Origin of the sequence: Corynebacterium sp. (assembly GCF_030532715.1) — a bacterium.
GTDB lineage: Bacteria > Actinomycetota > Actinomycetes > Mycobacteriales > Mycobacteriaceae > Corynebacterium.
This window is the reverse complement of sequence record NZ_JAUNKO010000002.1, coordinates 348,239-365,973: the sequence shown is the minus strand read 5'-3', so window position 1 is coordinate 365,973 and position 17,735 is coordinate 348,239. Positions and strand designations below refer to the sequence as shown.

The 17,735-nt window shown below is 59.5% G+C and carries 14 protein-coding genes; 10 read left to right on the top strand and 4 right to left on the bottom strand.

Features of this window, described 5'->3' with window-relative positions; genetic code table 11:
- The first annotated feature begins 25 nt into the window (after positions 1-25).
- The 6 genes from Q4D83_RS04735 to Q4D83_RS04710 are packed head-to-tail and all read left to right on the top strand — an operon-like array spanning position 26 to position 9,503.
- Positions 26-3,757 (top strand): nitrate reductase subunit alpha, encoded by a 3,732-nt coding sequence (locus Q4D83_RS04735; protein ID WP_303173430.1) that lies wholly within the window; start codon positions 26-28, stop codon positions 3,755-3,757.
- Positions 3,757-5,355 (top strand): nitrate reductase subunit beta, encoded by a 1,599-nt coding sequence (gene narH / locus Q4D83_RS04730; protein ID WP_303173428.1) that lies wholly within the window; start codon positions 3,757-3,759, stop codon positions 5,353-5,355. The genes Q4D83_RS04735 and narH overlap by 1 nt, the downstream gene beginning before the upstream one ends.
- A complete protein-coding gene (narJ, locus tag Q4D83_RS04725) occupies positions 5,352-6,017 on the top strand; it encodes a nitrate reductase molybdenum cofactor assembly chaperone (RefSeq protein ID WP_303173426.1) in 666 nt (221 codons plus the stop codon). The genes narH and narJ overlap by 4 nt, the downstream gene beginning before the upstream one ends.
- A 2-nt stretch (positions 6,018-6,019) precedes the next feature.
- Positions 6,020-6,793, top strand: a complete 774-nt coding sequence (gene narI, locus Q4D83_RS04720) for a respiratory nitrate reductase subunit gamma (RefSeq protein ID WP_303173424.1) — start codon at positions 6,020-6,022, stop codon at positions 6,791-6,793.
- A 19-nt stretch (positions 6,794-6,812) separates the two neighbouring features.
- On the top strand, positions 6,813-7,574 hold the full coding sequence (gene modA / locus Q4D83_RS04715) for a molybdate ABC transporter substrate-binding protein (protein ID WP_303173422.1): 762 nt from the start codon (positions 6,813-6,815) through the stop codon (positions 7,572-7,574).
- A gap of 45 nt (positions 7,575-7,619) precedes the next feature.
- Positions 7,620-9,503, top strand: a complete 1,884-nt coding sequence (locus tag Q4D83_RS04710) for an ATP-binding cassette domain-containing protein (protein WP_303173420.1) — start codon at positions 7,620-7,622, stop codon at positions 9,501-9,503.
- 8 nt (positions 9,504-9,511) lie between these two features.
- On the opposite strand, the gene Q4D83_RS04705 is transcribed toward Q4D83_RS04710, so the two are convergent.
- Entirely contained in the window at positions 9,512-9,895 is a 384-nt protein-coding gene (locus tag Q4D83_RS04705) for a helix-turn-helix domain-containing protein (protein ID WP_303173418.1), read from the bottom strand.
- A gap of 92 nt (positions 9,896-9,987) precedes the next feature.
- Here Q4D83_RS04705 and Q4D83_RS04700 point away from each other — a divergent pair, with 92 nt between their 5' ends.
- Together Q4D83_RS04700 and Q4D83_RS04695 are read left to right on the top strand one after the other, a co-directional pair.
- A complete protein-coding gene (locus tag Q4D83_RS04700) occupies positions 9,988-10,581 on the top strand; it encodes an NAD(P)-dependent oxidoreductase (protein ID WP_303173416.1) in 594 nt (197 codons plus the stop codon).
- A gap of 44 nt (positions 10,582-10,625) precedes the next feature.
- On the top strand, positions 10,626-11,342 hold the full coding sequence (locus Q4D83_RS04695) for a metalloregulator ArsR/SmtB family transcription factor (RefSeq protein WP_303173414.1): 717 nt from the start codon (positions 10,626-10,628) through the stop codon (positions 11,340-11,342).
- Positions 11,343-11,353: 11 nt separating this feature from the next.
- Here Q4D83_RS04695 and thrB read toward each other — a convergent pair whose 3' ends face one another.
- Both thrB and Q4D83_RS04685 read right to left on the bottom strand, forming a co-directional pair.
- Positions 11,354-12,280 carry a homoserine kinase gene (gene thrB / locus Q4D83_RS04690; protein ID WP_303173412.1) on the bottom strand — a complete coding sequence of 309 codons (927 nt, stop codon included), beginning with the start codon at positions 12,278-12,280 and terminating at the stop codon, positions 11,354-11,356.
- 29 nt (positions 12,281-12,309) lie between these two features.
- Positions 12,310-13,638, bottom strand: coding sequence for a homoserine dehydrogenase (locus Q4D83_RS04685; protein ID WP_303173410.1), 1,329 nt, complete (start codon positions 13,636-13,638; stop codon positions 12,310-12,312).
- A gap of 248 nt (positions 13,639-13,886) precedes the next feature.
- Between Q4D83_RS04685 and Q4D83_RS04680 the strand changes: the two genes are divergently transcribed.
- Entirely contained in the window at positions 13,887-16,178 is a 2,292-nt protein-coding gene (locus Q4D83_RS04680) for an MMPL family transporter (RefSeq protein ID WP_303173408.1), read from the top strand.
- Entirely contained in the window at positions 16,178-16,753 is a 576-nt protein-coding gene (locus Q4D83_RS04675) for a TetR/AcrR family transcriptional regulator (protein ID WP_303173406.1), read from the top strand. Before Q4D83_RS04680 ends, Q4D83_RS04675 begins: the two co-directional genes overlap by 1 nt.
- Here the strand turns inward: Q4D83_RS04675 and Q4D83_RS04670 are convergent.
- Positions 16,750-17,712 carry an alpha/beta hydrolase gene (locus tag Q4D83_RS04670; protein ID WP_303173404.1) on the bottom strand — a complete coding sequence of 321 codons (963 nt, stop codon included), beginning with the start codon at positions 17,710-17,712 and terminating at the stop codon, positions 16,750-16,752. The genes Q4D83_RS04675 and Q4D83_RS04670 overlap by 4 nt on opposite strands.
- Positions 17,713-17,735 lie beyond the last annotated feature (23 nt).

The window sequence follows — 17,735 nt, the reverse complement described above, 5'->3', positions numbered from 1 at the left end:
GATTCTTTCTTGAAAGGCTCACACTATGACTCACCAGCAACGTGATGCCTCCGCTGCGAACCCGCTGCTCCAGCTCGGTACGTTCCTGCGACGAGGCACCTCTGGCCAAGGGTTGCAGCAAATCCACCTACGCGGTGGACGCGACGCCGACGTGTTTTATCGAGACCGCTGGTCCTTCGACAAGGTTGTACGTTCTACGCACGGTGTTAATTGCACCGGCTCATGTTCGTGGAAGGTGTACGTCAAAGACGGCGTCATCACGTGGGAGTCGCAGCAAACTGACTACCCCACCACTGGCCCCGACATGCCAGAATACGAACCCCGCGGTTGCCCGCGCGGCGCCGCGTTTTCCTGGTACACCTACTCCCCGACCCGCATCAGATACCCATATGCCCGCGGCGTATTGATTGACATGTACCGCGAAGCCAAGCGGCGCCTCAAAGATCCCGTCCTCGCCTACCGAGACATCGTGGAAGACGAGCTTAAGGCCAAAGCGTATAAGTCTGCTCGTGGCAAGGGCGGTCTGATACGTATCTCGTACGAGGAGGCATTAGAAATCGCGGCGGCCGCGCACGTCTACACGGTGCGCCAATATGGTCCGGATCGAATCGCGGGCTTTACGGTCATTCCGGCAATGTCCATGATCAGCTATGGCGCTGGCTCACGGTTCCTACAGCTCATTGGCGGGGTAAACCTCTCCTTCTACGATTGGTACGCGGACTTACCTCCAGCTTCGCCGCAGGTATTCGGTGATCAAACCGACGTCCCCGAAGCTGGAGACTGGTTCAATTCTGCCTATCTCATCATGTGGGGGTCCAATCTTCCGCAGACCCGCACACCGGACGCGCATTTTATGGCGGAAGCACGGTACCACGGGCAGAAAGTGGTGGTTGTTTCCCCTGACTTTGCGGACAACACCAAGTTCGCGGACGAGTGGTTGCGCATTCACCCCGGCACCGATGGTGCGTTAGCACTGGCCATGGGGCACGTGATTCTCACAGAATTCCACGTGGGTAAACACACGCCATATTTTTTGGAATACATGCGCAAGTACACGGACTCTCCATTTTTGGTCACACTTGATGAGCACCCTGATGGCACTGTCACCGGTGGAAAGTTCCTCACTGCGGCGGACATGGCTGGGCTGGATGATACCCTTGCCAACTCGGAGAATGCCACGCATCGCCTGCTTGCTATGGAGGCGTCCGGCAGCATCATTGATCCCGGCGGCACTGTCGCAGATCGCTGGGGCGATGAGGGAATTGGCAAATGGAACCTATCGCTCGAAAATGCGAATCCCGTGATGTCGGTAGCCGAAACTGGTACCTTCGACACCGCCGAAATATTGTTACCGCGTTTCGATTTACCCGGCAAGGCGAACACGACTGGCCCGGTAGGGGCGGGCGTCGTCAAGCGCGGTGTACCAGTGGTCAGAGTCGGCAACAAACTTGTTACCACCGTATATGACCTGCTACTTGCCTCCTACGCCGTGGAACGTAAAGAGTTAAACCTGCCTGGGCAATGGCCCACATCCTACGAAGATGCAAGCTGCCCCGGCACCCCCGCTTGGCAGGAGGAACTCACGGGAGTTCCCATGCAGGGCGCAGTTCGGATTGGACGGGAGTTTGCTCAAAACGCCATCGATTCGAAGGGGCGATCGATGATCGTGATGGGTGCGGGCGTGAACCACTTCTTTAACGCCGACACCATCTATCGCGCGTTCCTCGCGTTGACCTCGATGTGTGGAACGCAAGGCGTAAACGGCGGGGGTTGGGCGCACTACGTCGGGCAAGAAAAACTCCGCCCACAAACAGGATGGGCGCAATACACCTTTGCGTTGGACTGGAACCGCCCACCCCGGCAGATGATCTCCACCGGTTTTTGGTACATCACCACCGACCAGTGGCGTTACGATCACACGCGCGCCGACCGATTTGCGTCACCGCTACGCCGCGGCGCTCTGGACGATCGCATGGTGGCAGATACGCTTGTGGAATCCGCCAAACGCGGGTGGATGCCCTCATACCCGCAGTTTAATCGCAATAACCTCGTATTAAGCGAGGAAGCGGAGCAACTCGGCATTCCCGTCCAAGAGCACATCGTGCAGCAATTGCAAAGTGGTCAGCTGCAATTCGCGTGCGAGGACCCCGACAACGTAGTCAACCACCCGAAAATCTTGTTAAATTGGCGCACAAACTTGATGGGTTCCTCAGCAAAAGGAACGGAGTTTTTCCTGCGCCACATGCTCGGTGTAGATTCGGACGCCACTGCAGCAGAAGTCGGCCCAGAAATGCGACCAAAATCCATCACGTGGCGCGATGCCGCCCACGGCAAGCTGGATTTGATGCTCACCTCAGATTTCCGTTCAACGTCAACTACGTTGGTCAGCGACATTATCTTTCCTGCCGCCACCTGGTACGAAAAACACGACCTGTCGTCGACGGATATGCACCCGTTTATCCACTCGTTTAACGCGGCGATTGATCCACCGTGGGAGGCACGCACCGATTTCGAATTGTTCCAAGATCTCGCGGCCCGGTTCAGTGTGCTCGCCGAAACCTGGCTTGGCACACAAACGGACGTCGTTGCGGTACCGCTGGCTCACGATACCCCTGACGAGCTCAAAAGCCCGCACGGGATGGTGGCAGACATTCACACAGTGGGGTTAATTCCCGGTGTTACCATGCCGAAACTTGTGCCCGTGGTACGCGAATACCATAAGACGGCAGAGAAGTTCAATACTATCGGCCCGCTCACTGCGAAACTCGGTATGGCAACGAAAGGTATTACATACCATCCGGATCGGGAGCTCGCAGAACTCGCGAAGTCGAACGGGCAGGCGGAAACCTCATCGGGTTTACGCACGTTAGTGGACACAGACCTTAAGGCCTGCGACATGGTGCTGCGCCTTTCCGGAACATCCAACGGACGTTTGTCGCTCCAGGGGTTCCGGCAATTGGATACTCGCACCGGTGGCGCCCGCCCCACAGCGCATCTCGTTGAGGGCGATGAGGAGCGCCGCATCACCTGGAAAGATGTTTCCGAACGCCCCGTCGGCGTCATAACTTCTCCGGAGTGGTCGGGCTCTGAGCACGGTGGGCGCCGATACACAGCGTTTTCGATTAACGTCGAGCACGACAAACCCTGGCACACGCTATCCGGCCGTATGCACTACTACCTTGACCACGATTGGATGCAGGAATACGGCGAATCCTTACCAATCTTCCGTCCCCCGGTGGATTTGCAACACTTGTACGGCGAGGCAGCCCCAGGCGATGTATCGGAGTCAGACGGCACCATCGAAGTAGCGGTGCGGTATCTCACGGTCCACAACAAATGGGCGATCCACTCCCAGTACTTTGACAACCTCCACATGCTCTCACTCTCGCGTGGCGGGCAAGTGATCTGGATGTCGCACAAAGACGCCGAGAAAATTGGCGTGAAGGATAACGAGTGGGTGGAGGCCTATAACCGCAATGGTGTGGTCTCGGCGCGGGCAGTAGTGTCACACCGCATGCCAGAAGGCACCGCGTTTATGCACCATGCATCCGAACGTACGGTCGGCACGCCGTTAAATGAACACACCGGGCGCCGCGGTGGCACCCACAATTCCTTGACCCGCATCATGATCAAGCCGACGCACTTGGTTGGCGGCTACGGGCAGTTCACCTACGCATTCAACTACATCGGCCCCACCGGCAATAACCGCGATGAGGTTACCAAGATTCGCCGTCGCTCCCAGGAGGTGCAGTACTGATGAAAGTCATGGCGCAAATCGCAATGGTGATGAACCTCGACAAATGTATCGGTTGTCACACCTGCTCTGTCACGTGCAAGCAGGCGTGGACGAACCGGGAAGGCGTCGAGTACGTCTGGTTCAACAACGTTGAAACTCGACCGGGCGTGGGGTATCCGCGCGCCTGGGAGAACCAAGATAAATGGGAAGGCGGCTGGCAGCTTGCCCGCAGCGGGAAACTCAAACCCCGTTCCGGTGGCCGGTTACGCAAACTTGCCACGATCTTTCACAATCCCAACCTGCCGGATATTTCGGATTACTATGAGCCGTGGACGTACGAGTATGACAAACTACTCAGCGCGCCGAAGGGGCAGCAAACGCAACCGAGCGCGCGACCACTGAACCAGCTCACTGGACAACCCATTGATAAGGTTTCATGGTCTTCAGCGTGGGACGATGACCTGGGTGGCTCACTGGAAACTCTTGCGGGAGACCCCGTGCTGCGTGAGATGAACCTCAAGGTGAAAACCGAAATTGAAGACGCCTTTATGTTTTATCTCCCGCGCATTTGTGAGCATTGCCTCAACCCCACCTGCGTGGCCAGTTGTCCATCTGGCGCGATGTATAAACGCACCGAGGACGGCATCGTCTTGGTGGACCAAGACCGGTGCCGCGGTTGGCGCATGTGTGTGTCCGGATGCCCGTACAAGAAGGTGTTTTTCAATCACAAGTCGGGCAAAGCGGAGAAATGTACGCTGTGCTATCCCCGCCTCGAAGCTGGACAACCAACTGTGTGTTCGGAAACATGCGTGGGTCGTCTCCGGTATCTTGGCGTGCTGTTATACGACGCCGACCGCGTAGCAGAAGCCGCCAGGACCGCGGACCCCACGGCGCTTTATGAGGCGCAGCGATCCATCCTGCTGGATCCTTTCGATGCGGAAGTTGTCGCGGCGGCAGAGCGGGAAGGCGTGCCGCGGGGCTGGATTAAGGCGGCCCAGGAATCGCCGGTGTGGGATTTAATTTCCACGTTTGAGGTGGCCTTGCCGCTCCATCCGGAATATCGCACGCTGCCGATGGTGTGGTACATTCCCCCGCTGTCGCCGGTAGTGGATCAAGTAACCGCAACTGGAAACGACGGCGAGGATCATCGCATCCTTTACACCGCGATTTCCACGATGCGAATCCCGTTGGAATACTTAGCCGGGCTATTTACCGCTGGGGATCCACGGCCAGTGGAGCGTGTCTTGCGCAGGCTTGCGGCGATGCGCTGCTACATGCGCGATGTGAATTTGGGCAATCCTCCGCAGGAGGAGATTGCGGCAGCGGTGGGGATGACGGGTGCACAGATGCGCAGCATGCACCGGTTGCTAGCGATAGCGAAGTATGACGACCGTTATGTCATTCCTACGACCCATACGGAAACACCGCGAGGTATTGCGGGGTTGGATGCGGCGATCGCGGATTTTCCATCGCAGCATAACCTCGATGTGGCTGCGTTCCACGGGCTTGGGCGGGGCGCCCCGGCCGCGTGCCAAGCTGGTGCTCCGGTGAGTTTGGCGGAGTGGCCTACGGGTACACGGCCAGCCGGAATGTTTCCGAATTCGAAGGGGCAACCATGACCACGACGTTTGTCTCCCCTGTCTGCATGTCCACTCATCAGCGGCAATGCGTGCACATGGCGTGTTCATTGCTGTTGGATTACCCGAGTACATCGTTCGTGGAAACGCTGAGCGCCGTGGAGGGTTCCCTCGTGAGCCTGCCCACCCCCATCACCACACAACTCTCCACGTTTTGCTCACACGTTCGAATCAGTGGGATCCGCTCACTCGCAGAGCATTACGTAAGTACGTTCGATCAGCGGCGCCGTTGTTCGTTATACCTGTCCTACTACGCGGTGGGCGACACCCGACAACGGGGCACGGCGATTGTGGCATTCCAAGATGCGCTTCACAGCTTAGGTTTCGAGCTCGTGCGCAAGGAACTTCCGGATCACCTGTGCGTGGTGTTGGAGGCGTCGGCGCGTGCCGACGCCGCGGCCCACGAAGCGGCGGTCACCATGCTAGCCGCACACCGTGACGGGATCGAGGTACTTCGTACCGCCCTGCTGGGCTTGGATTCCCCGTACGCGCACGTGGTTTCCGCGCTGTGCATGTCATTGCCGGAAATCGATGCTGAAACCAAAGCTTATTATCACGATCTTATCCATCAGGGACCGCCCGCCGAGCTAGTTGGTATTGGCACCCCACTTCCCTTCCCCACCTCCGCTTCTTCAAGGACTTAACCATGTCAGCTATAGATACGTTTTTGTGGGTGGCTTTTCCGTGGTTATCGTTAGCGGTTTTTATCATCGGCACCCTGTGGCGGTGGCGCTACGACCAATTCGGTTGGACCACGAAATCCTCTCAAATCTATGAATCCAAATTGCTCCGATTATCCTCGCCAGTATTTCACTACGGCATGCTCGGCGTGATCGGCGGCCACGTCATTGGCTTAGCAATTCCAAAGTCGTGGACGCTTGCCGTCGGGGTGAGCGAATCCGTTTATCATTTCGTGGCCGCCTATATCGGTACTTTGTTTGGTGCCGCAGCGGTTGTCGGCCTGCTTGGTTTGTTGTATCGCCGCTTTGTCACTCGCACCGTACACTTGGCCACCAGCGTCGGCGACAAGATCATGTATCTGCTGCTCACAACCGCAATCATGCTAGGGGTATACGCCACGGTGAGCACGCAAATTTTGGGCGATGCGCACGGCTACGACTATCGAGAAACTATTTCCCCTTGGCTGCGCAGTGTGTTTTCGTTCCAACCGCAACCGGAGTTGATGTCTGACGTACCACTTGCATTCAAGTTGCATATTATCGCGGGACTCATTTTGTGTATTGCATGGCCGTTTACACGCCTCGTCCACGTATTTTCCGCGCCGGTAGGCTACGCCACCCGCCCGTATGTGGTGTACCGGTCACGGGAGGCCACCATGGAAGATCACCATCGCGCTGGTTGGGAATCCATCCACACGCGTCCGTCAGAAGCTCAACAAGCCCGCTCCTACGGTGCTTAGCGTCAAGGAATTCAACGTCATGAAACGTATTCAAGGTGTCACGGCGGCGGCCTTGGTACTTGGGCTCGCCACGGCCTGCAGTGGTGGCGGCGAGCAGGCCACCACCGCGCAAACTTCGGGAAACGAGCAACCAATCATTGTGCTCGCGGCGGCGTCAACGCGGGTGCTCAGTGATGATTTCAATGCCTTGAGCAAGCAGGAGTTATCCTTTGTCAATGCGGGATCCTCGACACTGGTGCAACAACTTATAGATGGCAGCCCGGGCGATGTGCTCATCACCGCCGATAAACCTACTATGGATCGGGCGGTCGAAGCGGGTGTGGTCGCCGACCCAAAGGTGGTAGCCACCAACCATATTGTGTTGGCGGTACCGCGGGACAATCCTGCGGGTATCACTGGGGTGGACGAGTCCCTACGCAACGCGCAGGTCGTTGCTTGCGATTCCCAAGTGCCGTGTGGTCGCACCACCGAGAGATTTGTGGAACAGTTGCTGCCTGGGCTGGAGTTTGTCTCGCGCGAGCATTCCGTGACCGACGTGTTGGGCAAAGTAACCTCTGGGGAGGCAGATGCCGGCTGGGTATACTCCAGCGACGCCATCGCCGCCGGTGACAACGTAAAGGTGTTCGACGTGCCAGGCGCTTCGGAAGACCCGAACGATTATGTGGCGGCGGTTGTCGTTACCTCGCAAAATCCTGACGCCGCACGGACGTTTGTGGATCTCATTGACTCCAGTGACGCCGATGCGCTGTGGAGTGATCGCGGCTTCACCCCGAGCCCGTAAATGCGCGCTCGTACACTGCCCCCGCTACGTCCCAGCCGGCTGGTTTTGCCGCCTGTAGTACTACTGGGCGGGGTGTTGGCCGCGGGAGTAATTGTAAGCCCAATTTTGGCGTTGCTCCTGCGGGTTCCGTGGAGCCGGCTGGCCGAGGTTGCCGCTGCGTCAGATACGCACGCGTTACTGCAAGTAACTCTTACTTCCGCGGTGTTATCCATGGTGATTACTACGCTGCTTGGGGTGCCGCTTGCCTTGTGGTTGGGGGTACTGCGGCGAGGTGCGGGCGCAGTGCGGTTGCTGGTGATGTTGCCGTTGGCCATGCCGCCGGTAGTCAGCGGCTTAGCGTTGTCGGCAGCTGTTGGGCGCCGCGGTGTGGCCGCGCCCATGTTGAATCTCCTGGGATGGCAGTTGAGTTTCGCGTTTCCTGGCGTGGTTGCTTCGCACGTGTTTGTGTCGCTGCCGTTTGTGGTGGTTGCTGTCGATCAAGCGTTGCGCCACCTAGACTCAGAAATTATTGCGAGCGCCGCAGGGTTGGGGTTGCGGCCCTCATTAGTGATTACCCGCATTGTACTGCCTGCGGTCGCGCCCGCGATTGCCACTGGCGCTGGGTTGGCGCTGTGCCGTTCGTTGGGTGAATTCGGCACGACGTTGACGTTTGCGGGGTCGTTGCCGGGGGTAACTCGCACTATGCCGTTGGGTATTTACTTGGAGCGAGAGATTGACCCAGACCGCGCGCTGGTGCTCGCGTTTTTCCTGATCGTGTTGGCTACCTCGGTGTTGGCGTGCACTGGCGGCGCCGCGCTGTTGCTGCGCCCACGACACCGCTTGTTGGAGGCCATTGATGTTGGCGCTGGTTTTGATGTTCCGGCACTGCGAAAATGGAGTACCCCGGAGTCGGGCGGTGCGGATATCAAGATCCATCGGGGGCAATTGCGAGCGGAGTTTCCAGCGAATTCCACCACCGCCATTATCGGTCCGAATGGGGCTGGGAAAACTACGCTGGCCCACCTGGTTTCGGGACGGCTCCGAGGTGCTGACGTGCGTATCGACGGCCGCGCCGTAGATGCAGGCAGTTTTCTACCGCCGCACCAACGTGGCATCGTGTTGCTGTCCCAGCGCCATGGACTGCCGCCCCACACTACGGTGCTCAAAGCCGTGGCACTGGTGGCGGAATCATCAGCTGCGGCGCGGGAGATTCTGCAGGCAGCTGGGCTACAAGAACTGGAGAGGACAAAGGTCTCCGCGCTGTCCGGTGGCCAAGCTGCACAAGTGGCATTGGCCCGCGCTTTAGCTGTCCGACCTCGAACGCTCGTTCTAGATGAGCCGTTCGCTGCGCTCGACGTGGCTGCGGCGCAACGATGGCGGGAATTCCTCCGCGCCAGTGCTGGGGATCGAACCACCGTAATGGTCTCCCACAATCCGCTGGAAATCGCTAGCCTGGCTGGTGCCGCAGTGGTGTTAGAGCGAGGCCGCACGGTCACGGCAGGACCCGTCGCCGAAATTTTCGCCATCCCACCAAATGAGTTCGTAGCCCAATTGGCGGGAGTGAATCGAATTTGTGGAACCGTGACGGCCACAAACAAGTACACAACGACCATGCAAGCAGGCTCGCAAATCATCCGTGGGATTACGCATTCCGCTGAGGTCACGGTGGGTGCGAAGGCGCTTGCCGTGTTCGACCCGCAAGCAACAAGCATCCGATTACCGGATAGCGCAACAGTGCAAGAATCTACTCAAAACCTCTGGGAGGGCAACATTCGCGCGATTGAGTCTTCCGGTGGAGTCACTGAAGTGCTGGTAGATACGTGCGGGACGCTCGTTCGCATCCCCATCACCTCGGCCTCGGCTACGCGGCTAGGGTTAGCTGCTGCAGATACTATCGCCCTTGCCACAAAAGCCACTGCGATCACGATATATCCAGCCGCAACCTCGTAGGACTGGCGTTAGTGCGCGGCGTCGAAACGCGCCCGATTGGCTTCCACGGCGTCTACGTGCGCTTCGGCCCATTGTCGGATGGCGTCGATGGGTGCCACGAGACTCGTGCCGAGTGGGGTGAGGCTGTAGTCCACACGCGGCGGAATTGAGGGTGTGACCTCGCGCAATACCAACCCGTCACGTTCCATGGAGCGCAAGGTTTCGGTGAGTACTTTTCCGGAGATGCCGCCGACGCGGGTGCGGATGTCGCTGAAGCGCACTTTGGTTTCCCGATGCAGCACGGTGACGATCATGGGTGTCCAGCGGTCGGTGACGTGGCGTAATACGGTACGCGAAGGGCAATTTGCGTCGAGAATATCCGCCGCAGGCTTGGAATGGGTGACTAACGTCACAGCGCAACGCTCCTTTAGTTACCTTGAGGTAATCGGTTACAAATAGTTACCTTAGTGATCGTACTCGATATTTCCAACCAAAGGAGCAGATCATGCGTATTGCAGTCATCGGCGCAGCAGGCCTCGTCGGCACCGAAGTAGTAGCGGAAGCCACCAGGCGCGGCCACGACGTCACCGCCTACACCCGCAACGGCGCGGCAGGCACCACCGCCCTCGACGTAGCGAACACCGCCGGCGTCGTTGATGCCATCAATGACCACGACGTCACCGTGATCAGCGTTGCCAGCCGCGACAACTACCCCGCCGTCGTGGACGCCCACAAGGCACTTATCAACGCCGCCCCAACCGGCCGCTTCATCGTTGTCGGCGGCGCCGGTGCCCTGGAGGTCAACGGCACCCGCCTCTACGAACTCCCCGACTTCCCTGCCGAATACCTCACCGAAGCGAAAACCTTCGGCGCGGTGCTGGACGCCTACCGCGATCACGCCGCCGCATTGCAGTGGTCCATCGCGGCGCCCTCCCCGGAGCTGGCTCCTGGCGTGCGTACCGGGCACTACGTCACTGAGCTCAATTCCCCCGCCGGTGATTACGTATCCACCCAAGATTTCGCGGTGGCCATCGTTGACGAGGCGGAAACCAATGCTCACCCCGGGCAGCGCTTCACCGTGGCGAGCGAGCGCGCCTAACCACGCCGCAAACTGCGTCACGGTGGATAGGTACACTGAGGAACGTGTCCACCGTGAATCCCGCGCCGTTGCCGGCCGCCCGACTGGCAACGGATACGCTACCGCTGTCGCGCATGCAACGCCTCGTGCTGGAGGCCGTGCGCAGTTTTGAACGAGGGGCAAAAGCCGCAGAAATCGCCGAACAGCTGGGCATGCACATTAATACCGTGCGGGGGCATCTGGACGAGCTGATTGAACTGCAAGCGGTAGTCACGGAACGGGCGCGGAGTCGGGGGCGGGGCCGACCGTCCGTACTGTTCCATGCCCGCATCCCTTCCGGCAGCGCGGTGCTCACCGAACACGCTGCGTTGATCCAAGCGCTGGTGGAGCACCTTGGGGATCCGCGCGACCCCCACACCCAACAAACCGCCCGGGACATTGGGCGCGATTGGGCGCAGCGCATTCAGCGTGCTGGTACGTCGTGGTCCTCGCCGGAGGACGCGGTACGGGTACTCACGCGGGCGTTGCGCAGGCTGGGTTTTGATCCGGGAATGCGCGTTACCGAGGACGACTACGCCGTCATTGACGTCCATGCGTGCCCGTTTGCCTCCGATGAAGGCGCCGCACCAAACCCACTAGTGTGTGCGATACACGAAGGGTTCCTAGGTGAGGCGCTTGGCCCCTTCCAACAGGGTGAAGCGCACATCCAGCTCCTGCCCATGGCCAAGCCGAATTGCTGCCAAGTTGTGTTACAAGCACACTGCGCCGAAGACGAGCGGTAGCGCACGCACCACTAGGACACTACGGTGACTTCCACCGGCCCGGCAATCGGCAACTCCTCCACCTTCAAACCGGCGGCACGCGCCTCGTCCAAAATGGTTTCGGGCACCGGTTCGGTGGACAACACCATGGCGGTCGGACCAGCACCGGACAGGTATGCCGCGAAACCACGGTTACGCAGGCGATTCACCCACTCGGCAGTCACCGGGAGCACGTCGGCGCGGTACGGCTGGTGCAGCCTGTCTCGCGTGCCCTCCCACAATAATTCCGGGTGGTGCTGAAGCGCAACGGTCATCACCGCGCAACGGGAAACATTGAACCGAGCATCCAGGTGGGTCACGTCGGACGGTAGCACCCGCCGCACCGCCTCCGTGGCCGCATGAAAATCAGGCACCAGTGCTAACGCTCGAATACTTGGGTGCACAGCAATGCGCACCGCACGGTACTGGGGTTGGGTGCGGCCGTCCACCGGAATTTCAGTCCAAGACACCACCGCACTGCCCAACACGGACGCCGCCGCATTGTCTGGGTGCCCCTCAAAGGCGGAGGAAAGCTGGACCAGCTGGGCGTCGTCAAGCGGGAACCCGGCGAGCCCATTGCCTGCGGCGACGCCTGCAACGGCGGCGGCGGCGGACGAACCCAAGCCACGGGACTGCGGAATGGTGTTGTGGCACACCACCCGCAACCCGGGAGCATCCACATCGGCTGCTTTCAACGCGGACCGCAGCGCTTTGACCACCAAATGAGAGCCGTCAAGCGGCAATTCACCGGCGCCTTCGCCGAACACCTCCACCTCAAGGCCGGATTCCGTCACCTCTACCTCGACGGTGTCGTACAGGCCGAGGGCAAGGCCGAGGGTGTCAAACCCCGGCCCGAGGTTCGCAGACGAGGCCGGAACTTTCACGCTGACTTTTTGGCCAACGCGCAATGCAGTGGGCAACGTAACACTCCTTGTCAGGGTTCTTGTGATTATTCGCCTTCGAGGCGGATGACGCTGGTGACTTCCTTCACGGCAGCGAGTTCTTTCAACTTGATCACGGTGTGCGCAAGGTCGGCTTCGCGGGCGGCGTGGGTGACCACGACCAGCCGCGCGGTGTCCCCTTGATCCTCCTGACGCACGGTCCGCAGGGAGATGCCGTGGGCGGCGAACAACGCGGAAACTTCCGCAAGAACACCGATTCGATCTTCCACACGCATGTCCACATGGTATCGGGTGAGCACGTCGCCAAACTCGGCAATGGGCAGGTTCGCGTAGGTGGATTCACCGGGGGCGCGGCCGCCGTGCACCTTATTGCGTGCGGCGCCGACGAGATCGCCAAGCACGGCAGAGGTGGTGGGCGCGCCGCCGGCACCGTTGCCGTAGAACATGAGGCGGCCCGCGGCTTCCGCCTCGACGAAGATTGCGTTAAAGGACTTGTTGACGCTTGCCAATGGATGATCCTTCGAAATCAAGGCGGGGTGCACGCGGGCGGCGATCACTTCTTGGCCGTGGGAATCCGTAAAGCGTTCGCAAATGGCCAGCAATTTGATTGCGTAGCCAGCTTCGCGCGCGGTTTTAATGTCTTCGCTGGTGATATTGGAAATGCCTTCGCAGTACACGTCGTCTTTGGTCACCCGCGTGTGGAACGCCAGCGACGCCAAAATTGCGGCTTTCGACGCCGCGTCGTGCCCGTCAACGTCCGCGCTCGGGTCGGCCTCCGCGTATCCCAATTCGATGGCCTTGTTGACCATTTCTTCATAAGACGCGCCGGAGGTTTCCATCGCGTCCAGGATGAAGTTGGTGGTGCCGTTGACAATGCCGGCCACGGACACGATCTGGTCTCCCGCCAACGAGCGGCGCAGCGGACCGACCACCGGGATGGCTGCGGCGACGGCGGCTTCAAAATACAGGTCCACTCCCGCCTCATCCGCCGCTTGGGCGAGCTCCGCGGAGTGCGCCGCGACGAGCGCCTTATTGGCGGTGACCACGGATTTCCCCGCGCGTAACGCGGCCAACACAACTTCCCGCGGGTACTCGATCCCACCGATAAGTTCGACGACGATATCCACGTCATCTCGGTTGACTAGTTCCATAGCGTCATCGGTAAGCAGTTCTGGGTCAACCCCTGGGCGCGGCTTGGACATGTCCCCAACGGCAACGCCCCGCACCTCTAGCTTCCCGCCGACGCGGTGCTCTAGGGAATCCTTATTGGCGAGGAGGATGCGCAACACCTCACGGCCGACTGTTCCCTGCCCCAAAATGGCCACACCTACCGGCGAATCGGAGCCTTTGCCAAGGTTGACGGTGGTCTTTGTCATGCTGTTTCTCCCCGTGATCTTCAGATCGTTTTTGGACAATGTATTTCAGGGTTGTTTCGCATTCTAGACCAAGCAGTCTGGAACTGTCTCAACGGGATCGTATTTGGGGGTAGCTTTACACGGTAACGGCAAACTTTCACGCATGGTGTTGTTTTGCGCAGCTTGCGCAGCTTTGCATCAGAGATGTAAGTTTTTAGTGTCGCTCACCCCACCAATCCCACGTTGTCAAAGAATTCGAGGTATTTTCGATGGCGCAATTGTTGTATCGCATCGGCAGGGCCGCGTACCTGCACCGATGGGCCACGGTCCTGGTGTGGTTCTTGATCATTGGCGGCATGGCCACGGCCGCAATCAATTTCTCCCAACCGCCCACCAACAAATTCACTATCCCCGGCTTGGAATCCGTAGTCGCGCAGGACACCATCAAAGAGCGCTTCAACACGGAGGACGACGCTGTGACCTCCCCCACTGCCACCGTCGTGGTGCAGGCGCCGCACGGCAAAACGCTTGCCGATCCCGAGATAAGCACCCAGGTTGATGCGTTGCTCAAGGAACTTTCCGGGACTGCCCCGCTCACCGAATCGGAGCGAATGGTGAATCCGGCACTGGCGGCGGCGGGCATGCAGCAGCAGGTCACGCAGCAAAAGGCAGCGCAGGGCATTCCGCCGGAGCAGATTGCGGCGGACCTCAAGGCAATTTCCCCGCTCAGCGAAGATCAGCGCACTGGCACATTTGAGGTCCGTTTCGACCGAGCCACCGCTGCGGACATTACCTCCGCGGATAGGGCAAGCTTCCGGGAGGCAATCGAGAACAGTAGCGGCGATCTTACGGTCGCGTATAACGGTAATGCGTTCCAAGGCGAGCCGCCCGGCATGCAGAGCGAGATCATCGGGGCCATTGTCGCCGCGCTAGTGCTTATTATCACCTTCGCTTCGCTGGTGGCCGCCGGATTGCCGCTGATCACCGCCGTGGTTGGCGTAGCTCTCGGCTTGTTGGGCATTTCTGCCGCGACGGGATTTGTAGATTCCATAAATCCGATGACCACGACGCTGTCTTCCATGATTGGCCTCGCCGTGGGTATCGATTACGCCCTGTTTATCCTTTCCCGTTTTCGCAGCGAACTCATCGAACACGTCGACGGACATGACCTTGCGCCCCGCGAGCTGGCCACGCGACTACGCCACACCCCGAGGGACGTACGCGCGCACATCGCAGGCCTCGCGATAGGCAAAGCCGGATCCGCTGTAGTGTTCGCGGGCCTCACCGTAGTCATCGCGTTGGCCGCGCTGACCATCGTTAATATTCCGTTCCTCTCTGCTATGGCCTTGGCCGCCGCCGCTACGGTGGCCGTTGCCGTGCTCGTCGCCGTGACGTTGTTGCCCGCGTTGCTTGGCCTGATTGGCACCTTTGCATTTTCCATCCCCGCACCATTGGTCAAGGCCCCGGACCCAGAGCAGGAAAAACCAACCCTTGGCCTGCGTTGGATTAGGCGAGTGCGTTCGCATCCGTGGTTGTTCCTCACCAGCGGCGTGGTGGCCTTGGCGCTGCTGGCCGTTCCCGCGATGAACCTGCAACTTGCTATGCCGACTGACGCCACCACCAAACTTGGTTCCCCCACCCGTACGGCGTATGAAATGATCGATGACGCGTTCGGCCCCGGCCGGACCAGCCCCATGATTGCGGTAATCGACGCCGCGGACATTCCCGCCGAGCAGCGCATGCAAACCTTCGCGGAAACCACCGCCCAAATTCAAAACATAGCGGGCGTCACCAACGCGCAGGTAATCAACATCAATGATGCGAACGATACCGCCCAGGTGTTGATCACCCCCGAATACCGTGCAACCGACGAACGCACAGGCGAACTTTTGGAGCGCTTGCGTGCGGAAGCTGACAATTACGCCGTCACCGGTGCCGGACCTATATTCGAAGATATTTCGGAGCGGCTAGCGGATACGATGCTTCCCTATATCGGCATCGTGCTCGGGCTCGCGTTCCTGCTGTTGATGGTGGTATTCCGCTCGTTCTGGGTGCCGCTGATTGCCACCGTAGGGTTTGCCTTATCCATAGCAGCCACCTTCGGGTTGACTGTGGCAATCTGGCAGGAAGGCTTCGGGGGTATTGTTTCTGACCCGCAACCATTGACTAGTTTCCTGCCCATCATGTTGATCGGGATTGTGTTTGGGCTGGCGATGGATTATCAGGTGTTTCTCGTCAGCCGCATGCGAGAAGGCTATATCCGGGGTAAAACGGCGGGCGATGCGGTATCCAACGGGTTTAAGCACGGCGCCCGCGTGGTCACAGCCGCAGCCTTAATTATGATCAGCGTGTTCGCAGCGTTCATGCTGGTAGACGAGCGCTTTATCGTGGTCGTGGGGTATGCCCTCGCCGTGGCGGTATTATTCGATGCTGTGCTCGTGCGCATGACCATTATCCCCGCAACGATGTTTCTCCTTGGGGATCGTGCGTGGGCGTTACCGAAGTGGTTGGACCGTATAATTCCACGTATAGACGTAGAAGGAGAGGCGCTGCACGCATAATGACTGGCTTGCGAGAAAAGAAGAAGGAACAAACGAGGCGTCGTATCGCGCAATCGGCGGTGGAGCTGCTCACCACCTTACGCAACGATCAGGTGACCATTGCCGCGATCGCGGAGCATGCCGAGGTGTCTGCCCGGACGTTTCACAATTACTTCCCTACCCGGGAAGCCGCCTTATTCTATTTCTTGCAAATCGTGGTCGACCGTTGGGTTGAGAACATCCGCAATTCCCCTGCGGGTCTCGGCCCAATCGACATCATGTACCGGCTCATCGACGATTCCACGTCGAAGGAGCCCGGTGATCCCTTTTCCTTTGCCAGCCTGACCCGCGTGATTGACCACATCAACTATGTCACCGCTTGCGAGGATCAAACCGAGGCCTACGACGTTGTGAAACGAATCAGCGACGCGATTTGCGAGCGCTGCCCCGAACACGTGTCCACCATTGACATTCACGCCATGGTGAATTTGGCTATCGCGGGCGGCGCCATCGCCCTCAAGATGACGTCCCTAGGCCCCCGCGAGGCAGTCCTTGCGGCCTGCTTCGGCATCATCCGCGACGGCTTTAGCCACTAGAGCGCGCTCCGGAAGAAATCCTCGATCGCATCGAACGGGATCAGTTCCACTCGATCGTAGAGGTCAATGTGGCGGGCGTCTGGAACCACGATCAAGTCCTTCGGCCCGTCATAGTCGCGGGCGAGGTCTTCGCTGAAGTACTTCGAATGTGCGTGTTCCCCGGTAATCAGCAGCAGCGGCCGTGGCCGCAAATCCCCAAGATATCGCAGGCTGCCATAGGAAATATGGGACGGCGCACTGGTCACGGTAAACGCACCGGTGGCGTGCGGGTGGCGCCCCCGGTCACTGACGTAGTATTCGAAGAACTCGTCGGTGATAGGGTCGAACCCTTCCTCTGGGACTTCGTCCGGGTAGCTCGGGGTGAGTGCTGGCCGGTTCGAATCCACATCCTCCCACCGCTGCTCCGCGATATCGGCGAGCAATTGCGCACGTTCGGATTCGCTCATGCTGTCGCGCCACCCGCGGCGACTCACCCGGCTGATGTCGTACATTGCGGAGGTGACCACGGCGCGGATGCGTACGTCCCCACGCGCGGCGTTGAGCACGAACCCGCCGCTACCGCACAGCCCAAGCGCGCCAATCCGATCGCGGTCCACAAACTCAAGGGTTCCCAAATAATCGACGCCGGCACTGAAGTCTTCGGCGAAGATCTCCGGCGAGGTAAGGTGCCGGGGCGCACCGCCGCTTTCGCCGTTGTAGGAGTGGTCGAACACAAGCGTGACCAGCCCGCGGGCGGCGAGTTGCTGACCATAAATCCCGGCACCTTGTTCTTTCACACCCCCGTGCGGCGGCCCAATGACCACCCCGGCATGCGAGGTTGCAGCATCCAAGTCACGGTGCCGATACAGGTCGGCCGCGAGTTCGATGCCGTAGCGATTCCGGTATTTCACGGGCGTCCGCTGGACTTCGGCGGCGAGTTCAAAGGTGTACCCATCGGCATGTAGTGGCATCGGTCTCATCTCCCAACCTCGATGCCCCCAAG